The sequence below is a fragment of the Rhodoplanes roseus genome (assembly GCF_003258865.1).
GTDB lineage: Bacteria > Pseudomonadota > Alphaproteobacteria > Rhizobiales > Xanthobacteraceae > Rhodoplanes > Rhodoplanes roseus.
In genome coordinates, this window is the sequence record NZ_NPEX01000252.1 from 1 (window position 1) to 8,288 (window position 8,288).

At 66.3% G+C, this 8,288-nt stretch carries 5 protein-coding genes and 1 tRNA gene; 4 read left to right on the forward strand and 2 right to left on the reverse strand.

What is annotated here, in order from left to right:
• Positions 1-130 precede the first annotated feature (130 nt).
• The gene (locus tag CH341_RS24730) at positions 131-3,127 is read right to left on the reverse strand and encodes an outer membrane protein (RefSeq protein ID WP_111421646.1); all 2,997 of its coding nucleotides are present in this window, start codon (positions 3,125-3,127) and stop codon (positions 131-133) included.
• 378 nt (positions 3,128-3,505) lie between these two features.
• Here CH341_RS24730 and CH341_RS24735 point away from each other — a divergent pair.
• Positions 3,506-3,581, forward strand: a tRNA-Val gene (locus tag CH341_RS24735).
• A gap of 8 nt (positions 3,582-3,589) precedes the next feature.
• Here CH341_RS24735 and CH341_RS24740 read toward each other — a convergent pair.
• Positions 3,590-4,501, reverse strand: a complete 912-nt coding sequence (locus CH341_RS24740) for a tyrosine-type recombinase/integrase (RefSeq protein WP_170149790.1) — start codon at positions 4,499-4,501, stop codon at positions 3,590-3,592.
• 465 nt (positions 4,502-4,966) lie between these two features.
• Between CH341_RS24740 and CH341_RS24750 the strand changes: the two genes are divergently transcribed.
• The 3 genes from CH341_RS24750 to CH341_RS24755 form a co-directional block, all read left to right on the forward strand.
• Complete coding sequence (locus CH341_RS24750; RefSeq protein ID WP_111421649.1) at positions 4,967-5,605, forward strand: hypothetical protein; 639 nt, start codon at positions 4,967-4,969, stop codon at positions 5,603-5,605.
• Complete coding sequence (locus CH341_RS33865) at positions 5,602-6,045, forward strand: hypothetical protein (protein WP_146604612.1); 444 nt, start codon at positions 5,602-5,604, stop codon at positions 6,043-6,045. The genes CH341_RS24750 and CH341_RS33865 overlap by 4 nt, the downstream gene beginning before the upstream one ends.
• A partial coding sequence (locus tag CH341_RS24755; RefSeq protein WP_210208600.1) for a VapE domain-containing protein occupies positions 6,042-8,288 on the forward strand: 2,247 nt, incomplete at its 3' end. The genes CH341_RS33865 and CH341_RS24755, both read left to right, overlap by 4 nt.

Sequence of the window (8,288 nt, forward strand, 5' to 3'; positions counted from 1 at the left end):
CCCTCGACCCGTCACCCTGAGGTGCCCGGCGGAGCCGGGCCTCGAAGGGCGACGGCCCCGGCCGCATCCGTCGATGCTCGGGTTTCGCCCGAGCATCTCAGGACGAGGTCGAGGTCACAGGCCGCCGGTATCAGTACTTCGCCTGCAGCGGAGCCACGGGCGTGTTGAACAGGTAGTTCACGCCGAGCTTGGCGACGTGGGCGTCCTGGCTGACCGTGCGGTTGTCCACGGCCGCGAAGCCGCCCGGCAGGCCGAAGCTCGCGGTGTCGTCGCCGAGCGACACGTAGTCGTATTCGAGCTTCACCGACACGTTCGGCAGCAGCGCATGCTCGATGCCGGCTCCGACCGTCCAGCCCCAGCGGCCGGCGGTCGTCCGGTAAACGCCGCCGCCGTCGACGCCGACCAGGTTCAGCTCGCGGCTCTCACGGGCCCAGGCGCCGCCGCCCTTGACGTAGACGAGGTTGCGGGCGAACGCCCAGCCGGCGCGGCCCGTGAAGGTCGCGAGCGCGTCGAGCTGGCTGCGGCAATCGACGCCGCCGATCGCCGGGTTGAGGCCGACGAAGCAGGTGTTGGTGCCGTCGAAATTGGCGGCGCTGATGTCCGCCTCGGCGCCCAGCACCACGGATCCGATCTGGTGGTTGTAGCCGACCTGGCCGCCGGCCAGCCAGCCGCCGCTGCCGATGTCGTCGCCGAAGACCTGGGGACCGAACGGGTTGCTCCAGGTCTCGGCGGCATGGCCGCCGCCGACATGGAGGCCGGCATAGACGCCGGTCCAGCTCATCGCCGGGCCGGTCGCCAGCAGCGACGCGAACGGCCGCATCGCGCGGGTCGGCGTCACCGTGCCGGTCTGGCCGAAGCGGTAGTTCACGCCGAGCCGCACGTCCTGCACGGTCTGCTTCACGTCGACCGGGATGACGCCGCCGAACTGGTCGGTCATCGCCACCGACTTGGTGCCGAAGTCGGACCAGTTGTACTCGATCTTGGCCGTCACGTTCGGCATCAGGCCGTACTCGATGCCGGAGCCGAGCGTCCAGCCGGTGCGCGTCTCCTTGGCCGAGTAGGCGTTGGGGATCTCGTTGTAGAGCATCGACTGGTCGGTGCGCAGCCAGGCGACGCCGCCCTTGCCGTAGAGCAGCACGTTGCCGGAGGCCCAGCCGAGCCGGCCGGTCAGCATGCCGAGCCCGTCGGCGTGGACGTTGCAGGTGTAGATGCGGCCGCAGGAGGCGTTGCCGTCGAGGTCGCTCCAGCTCCAGCTTCCCTCGACGCCGACCACCCACTGGCCCATCTGATAGTCGGCGCCGACCTGGCCGCCCGCCACGATGCCGTCGACGTCGTTCCACACCTCGCGGCCCGTGCCGGTCGCCGTGGTCCACTCGGTGCGGCCCCAGGCGGCGCCGACATGGCCGCCCACATAGACGCCGGTCCAGCTCCAGCCGGGCGGCGCGGCGGCCGGCGCCTTGAAGACGCCGCCGGGGGCGGGCGTCGCGGCCTCGCCGCCCGTGCTGTCGAACATGTAGGAGGCCTGCAGGAAGCCGCCCCAGCGCTCGGCCGTGTATTTCATCGGCGAGTCGCTCACCTCGCCCGGGAACTGGGTCCGCGCGTCGGTCGTCGTGTAGTACCAGTAGCGGCCGCCGACGCCGACGTTCCACTGCGGCGTGATCATGTAGGACAGGATCGCTTCGAGCTGGCCGCCCCAGCCGTGGCCGGACTCGATCTGCGGATTGATGTCGGCGCGGTACCAGTGGTTGTCGTAACCGGTTCGGCTGGCATAGGGCAGGATCGCGCCGTCGACCTCGAGCCGGACCCGGTCGGTGAGCTGCACCTGCGTGTTGAGGCCGAGCGCGACGCCGCGCCAGGTCTCGGTCTCGCTCAGCCCCAGGAACCGTGTCGGGACGGCCGGTGCGCAGGTCTCGTCGGCGGCGATCTGGGCGCAGCCGAAGCCGTTGCCGCGCTCGTGGAAATAACGATAGCCGACATAGGCGCCGAGCTTGCCGGTGGGGCCGGTGAGGACGTTCCAGCCGACATCCGCGCTGGCGTAGCGCATGCGGCCGTCCTTCATGTCCGAGACGGTGTTCGAATAGACCACCTCGCTCGGGAAGTCCTCGTCGTGCAGGGTGCCGCCGGTGAGCGCGCCGGCGCCGAAATTGCCCTTCACGAAGAGCCCGCTGCGATGGTCGAAGCGGCCGAACGCCTCACCGGCGATGCCGGTCATGTCGTTGTAGCTGAGCCGCGAGTTGAGCCGGCCCGGATTGACGTTGTCCATCAGGTCCTTCTGGTACCGGCCTTCCGAGTACCAGACGCGCGTGCCGACCTCGACGGTCCAGGCCGGCACCGACGGCGCGACCGCCTTCACGGGGAAGCCGGCGCCGCCGGCGACGCCCGAGGCGGGCAGGCCGGGCAGGCCCCAGTCGAGCCGCCGGTTGAGACCGACCTTGACGCGATGGATCTGCTGGCGCGTGTCGATTTCCAGGCTCTCGGTCGGGCTGGAGATCGTCACCTGGTCGGTGCCGAAATGCAGGTAGTCGTATTCGAGCTTGGCCGACCAGGTCGGCGACACGGCGTATTCGACGCCGGCGCCGGCCGTCCAGCCGAACCGGTTGGAGTCGCCCTCGGCCGGGTTGTCGGCGTTGTAGGCCGTCACGATGTGCTTGGCGTGGGCGTAGGCGCCGCCGGCGCGGCCGTAGACGAGCACGTTGTCGAAGGTCCAGCCGGCGCGGCCGACCAGCGTGCCCATGGCGTCGATGCGGGTGTTGCACACCGCCTGCGCCATGGCGCAGCGGGCATTGCCGTCGAGGTCGGCGACGCTGCCTTCCAGCTCGACGCCCAGCACCCAGGGGCCGGTCTGATAGTTGTAGCCGATCTGCGCGCCGCCGAAGGCGCCGCCCGACGTGCCGGTGCCGCGGAAGCGCGGCAGCGCGGCGAGTTCGCCCGAGCCGCTCAGCCACTCGCTGCGGTCCCAGGCGTTGCCGGCATGGGTGCCGATATAGAGGCCGGTCCAGCTCCACACCGGGGCGGCGGGCGCGCGGGCCGGGATCTTGGCCGGCAGATCGGCCGCGACGGCCGGCACGGCCGCCACCACGAAGCTGATCAGTGAAACGCCTGCGAGCAAACCCGACCGCATTGCCATTCTGGTCCCCGTCCTGAATTCCGGCGGCACGATGGCAGGACCGGGGCCGGCCCCTCAACGCGCCCGGCGCTCCGTCAGGCGGGACTGTGTCGCGACGGCGGGGCAATGTGTCTGCAAGGATACACTTCTCCCGACCTCGCGTCGTGCTAGCCGATAAATAGCACTTATGGTTGGTGCGGCAGGACGCATTCTGCCCCGAAACGGTGGCAGCAACGCACCGTCGTGGCGGCTGGTCTCGCCTGCGGCGGCTCATTCGGCCGAATCACTCGCGTCTCGCGAGCCCGCCGGCTCTGGCGTTCGGGTCCACGCCGGCGGCGCCCGCGACCCTCCCGTCCGGCTTGCGCCCCCGACACCTCCAGCGCTAAGGATCCCCGCGTGGGGCGGTTAGCTCAGCTGGTAGAGCGGCACGTTTACACCGTGTAGGTCGGCGGTTCGAGCCCGTCACCGCCCACCATATGAAAACTAAGTTTCTGATTTTTCGTTATTATTCTCGCTGCTTCCCTCACCATCGCCTCCAGGTGAGGGAATAGAAGTTCCGTCCACGTTCTCGGTCATCCGGCGCGATCCCGACAATCCAAGGCGCTCGCGATCGGCGGAGCGCGTATAGAGTTCGGCCATTCGGCTGCTCGTCCAGCCGCATGCGGCCTGCAGCTCTTTGCTTGTCGCCCCTTCCTCGGCAAGCCGAGAGGCATACCATTTGCGGAGACCGTGCGCTGACTTCTCCACCTTTGCGGCGCGACACACGTCCCGGAACCAGTTCCCAAAACTCTCGACCACAAAGGCGGAGCCGTTAACGTTGGTGATGAAGGTTAGATCCCCGACAGGTCCGGCCTCGATTGTCGCTGCAAGTGCTGGCGGCATGGAAATTGTCACGGGCTCGCCCGTCTTTTGCGTTCGGAGTCGGATGATTCCGTTTCGCACATGCTGGCGACCAAACAACACCGCGTCGCTTCGCCGGAAGCCGGTGTACCGGAGCACGTCAAAGGCGACTCGTTCCCGCGTTCCGAGCGGATACTTGGCTTCGAACTTCTCGACGTCGTCGGCCGTCCATACTGGAAAGCCGATGCTCTTTTTCGGCGTCGGCGCCTTAACCCCTTCGGTCGGGTCTAACTTCACGCGCCTTTCGTCCACAGCCCAGCGAAACAGGCCGCGCATTGCGTCCAGGTAGTGGCGGCATTGCACGGGCGTGCTCGCGCGACGGTCGCGTCCGTGAACGATCGTCCGTTGCGTCACGCGCGTCAGCGGCTCGTGTCCTGCTGCCTCGATCACCTGCCGAAAAATCGCTTCACGTTGCTTCCGAGTCGCTGGGGCGAGGCCGGTCCAAGAGGGGGTCAGGCGATATTGGTCAATCAGCCATCGTACCGTGCCCGCCACGGCGCTCTGCCTTGATGGCGCGCTGGTGAGTTTGCCGTCCAGGGCGTCTCGGTACGCTTCTCCGAACCCTTCCTCACCGGGGCCCACCGGAAGGCGAATGCGTGGCCCGTGTCCGACGCGGACGTACCAGACGGTGCGACCGTGGCGGGTGATTTGCCGGTGGACATGCGGCGGGCGAGGGCGGGGCATGGGCTATCAAAACTTCGCGCAATCGTCGTCGTCAATGGTCGGCGCCTGCGAAGGCGCCAGAGCGGGCCCAGAGAGCAAAATCAGCATCGTCCCATCTCTCCGGACCTCAACCGCGCCCGCACCCGCCTGCATCGCCGCACGGATGACGCGGGCGACGTCGGCCTGGGTGAAGTGGGCAGCGGCTCGGGGCATGCGATATGACACCTTGACATGACGTGTCGAACTTAGTACAGGTTCTGCACACTGTCAACGACACTTCGTGTCAAAGAGGCAAACATGACCGACTATCCAATGACCCAAGCAGCGGCCCGTATCCGCCAGTCCGAACGGACGTTCCGGCTTTTCGCCGACAAAGGAATCGTCCTCGCAACGCCGGAGACGCGAACTAGCGGGCGCGGGCGCGCCAAGGTCTACGCCGCTACAGAGTTGGCGATCGGGTACATTGCGGGCGATCTACTACGACTTGGGCTCACCACGCCCGTTCTCATCGGCCTCGCAGATTGGCTCCGAAGCCACACCGGCGGCCGGTTCTTCAAGGACGCTCGCGAGGGCAAGCCGATTTACGTTCGCCTCGCGGTGAATCTGCCGGACGGCTGGTCGGGCGATTTCAAAGCTGCATTTCGGCCGCAGCACCGTGACGAATTGCACGTGCCCGTAACCGAGCCGAATCAAACTGACCCGGCCGTGATTTCTGACCGGCTGATCCTGGTGAACCTCGCGAGTGTGATTCAGGCGGTTGAAGAAGATGCTGCCGCGCGTTGGCAGCGAGCAAACTCGCGTCCGTCCGATCTCCTAGCGGCGCTGAAGGCGGGCGCCGAACGAGATTGGCACACTGAAGCCGAAATCCGCGAACTGACTGATCGAATGGCCGCGCTTGTTGCCGCTGGTGATCGCTGGCCGGAGGGCGTGCGATGACTCAGCATAAAACTCGCGGGGTCGCGCTCATCCGACCGGTCGATCCGGTCTATCCGAAACTTCCGCCCATCGCGCGCAAACTTCCGCTGGTTGAGGATTGGGTCGACGCGGCGTTGTTTGCGCGCAACTGGAAAGAGCGATCAGCGGCATTCGAGGCGCTAACGCATCGGTCCATGACGTCGATCTTCGGATTCAACGTGCGGTGTGCCCACAGGGCGATCAGCGGCTATGTTTCGTGCGCCCTCGAACACCTCTGCGAAACTGAGATCTCGCGAGGCGATGCCGCGAGCTGGTATTTGCTCGCGCGGCACGCTGCGTGGCAAGCCGCGGGGCGGCAGTTCATCGCGAAAACGCGACCGGGCGCGTTCCTGGAATTTCGCCGCTCAAATCCAGGCTACGACCGCGCGTTCGCCGCACTCGCATCGCAGAGGTCCGCATGAGCATGACCAGCACGACCATGCTCGAGTCCATGTTCGCGTTTTACGCCTCGATTGGCGCGGCGCTCTGTCCGATTCCAGCCGGGCAGAAGGAAGCGGCCGGCATCGTCGAGCACTTCACGCTCGATTGGTCGCGCGAGCCGGCGCAGTGGCGCGCGTGGGCGGAGCAGCATCCCGGCTGCAATTGGATCATGGTCGCCGGCCCGTCCGGCAAGATCGTCGTGGACATCGACACCAAGCACGCGGGGCCGGATGCGGCGTGGCAAGCGTGGAAAGACTGGTGCGCAGCGAACAACACGCCTGTCCGCGAACCCCACGTGCACACGCCCTCGGGCGGCTGGCACCTCTATTTCGACGTCCCCGAGGGAATCGACGCGCGACTGTTCCGTCAGCCTGCCCTCGTCAAGGGCACCATCGACATCCGGGCCGGTAACGGCTACGTGCTGATTCCGCCGAGCTACTACGACGGCACGCCCAAAGGGCAGGCGAGCGGCAGCTATCGGCTGGGGAACGCAACAGCCGCGCACCCGACGTGCTTCGCCCTGGTCTCGCATTGCGCGCCTGTCCAGCGTAGCCGCAACGTCGACCCGGGACAGCTCGGAAAGTACCAGATCGAGACCGTCCGCGACATGTTGGTGTGGATGTGTGAGGCCGGCGCATTCGCGGATCATGACCCGTGGGTGCAAGCGGGCATGGCGCTGAAGCTCGAATATGGGGAGCAAATCGGCCTGGACCTGTGGCGGCTAGCGCATGACGACACTGTTACCGAAGGCGTCGAGTCCAACAAATGGCGTTCGTTCAGCGACGACGCGGGCAAAAACGTTGTGACGCTCGCGAGCCTGATGAAGACCGCTCACGCCATGGGCTGGACCGGCTCTTTGAAGCCGCGCGGCGAGTCGGTGTTTGGTGGCGTCGTGGCGCAGATCGCAGCGAACACCGGCGCCAGCATGCCCGGTACGCAGGGCATGACAGGAACGCCGATCGGGCAGGCTCCCGGGCCGATGCCCATGACCGGGCGCGGGCAGGCGCAAGCTGATCTGTTCGGACCGATCCTCGCGTCAATCCCGCGCGTCGAGCGTCGACCAGAGCACCCGACTGTGCCCGACAATGGCCACCCAGCCCGCGACGCGATAAACGCAGCAATCCCGGGCATCGCATCGGCGCCGACCGCTGATGCGCTCGCGGTGTTGCGGATCGTGCATGCTGCGACGGCCGAAGCGCTAAGTCCACTGCTCGCAACGACCGTGCCGGAATCGGCGATTGCGGCGGCGGTTGTCCGGCTATCTCAGGAATCGGAACGCGCCTGCAAGCCGGTGAACGACTTCGTTCGCAGCTACAAGGGCGAGGTCGAGCACAACAACCCCGACAATTTTCTGTTCTTCCTTCGGACGCTCGGCGCCGAACTGCGTTGGAATCTCTGGTACGAGCGGCCCGAGGTGCGCGGCTGGAGTTGGTTAGAGTGGACCCCCGTCGATGACGCCGTTGTTGCCGATCTTCGCATGCGTGCTAGCCGGACGGAAACTCGCTTCATCCCCACGCGTGAATTCACGTGGGACGCGATCGTATCGATCGCGCGGGAACACCGCGTCGACCCGGTGATTGAGCATGTCGCGATGCTCGAATCACAATGGGACGGAAAGCCACGCCTGGACTTTTGGTTGACGTTCGCGCTCGGTGTCCCTCCCGACACGTACCACCGCGCGCTTGGTCGTTTTTGGATCGGCTCTCTGGTCAAACGCATCCGGCACCCGGGGAGCAAGATTGACGAATCGATCGTGCTGTATGGGCCGCAGAACACCGGAAAGTCGACGCTTGCTCGCGTGGTGGCGATGAACGATGCATGGTTTTCCGATGAAGTGCAGCTAGGTGACGAGCCGAAAGAACTCGTCCTGTCGCTCGCCGGAAAGTGCTGCATCGAGATCGCGGAAATGACGATGCGAACTACCGCGACGGTCGAGAAGATCAAGGCAATGTTATCACGTCAGGTCGACCGCGGACGGCCCGCTTACGCGCGCGCGGTCCAGGAGCGCCCGCGACGAAACATTTTCGTGATCACAACGAACAACGACACGCCGCTAGTCGATCAGACCGGCAATCGTCGGTTTCTTCCGGTGCGAGTCGCGCGCGCGGTCGCGCTCGATTGGGTGCGGGATAACATCGGCCAAATCATCGGCGAGGCCGCATACCTGCAGACGCGCGGCGAGACGTTCCGCCTGTCCGCCGACGTTGCGGCGCTCGCGAGCGCC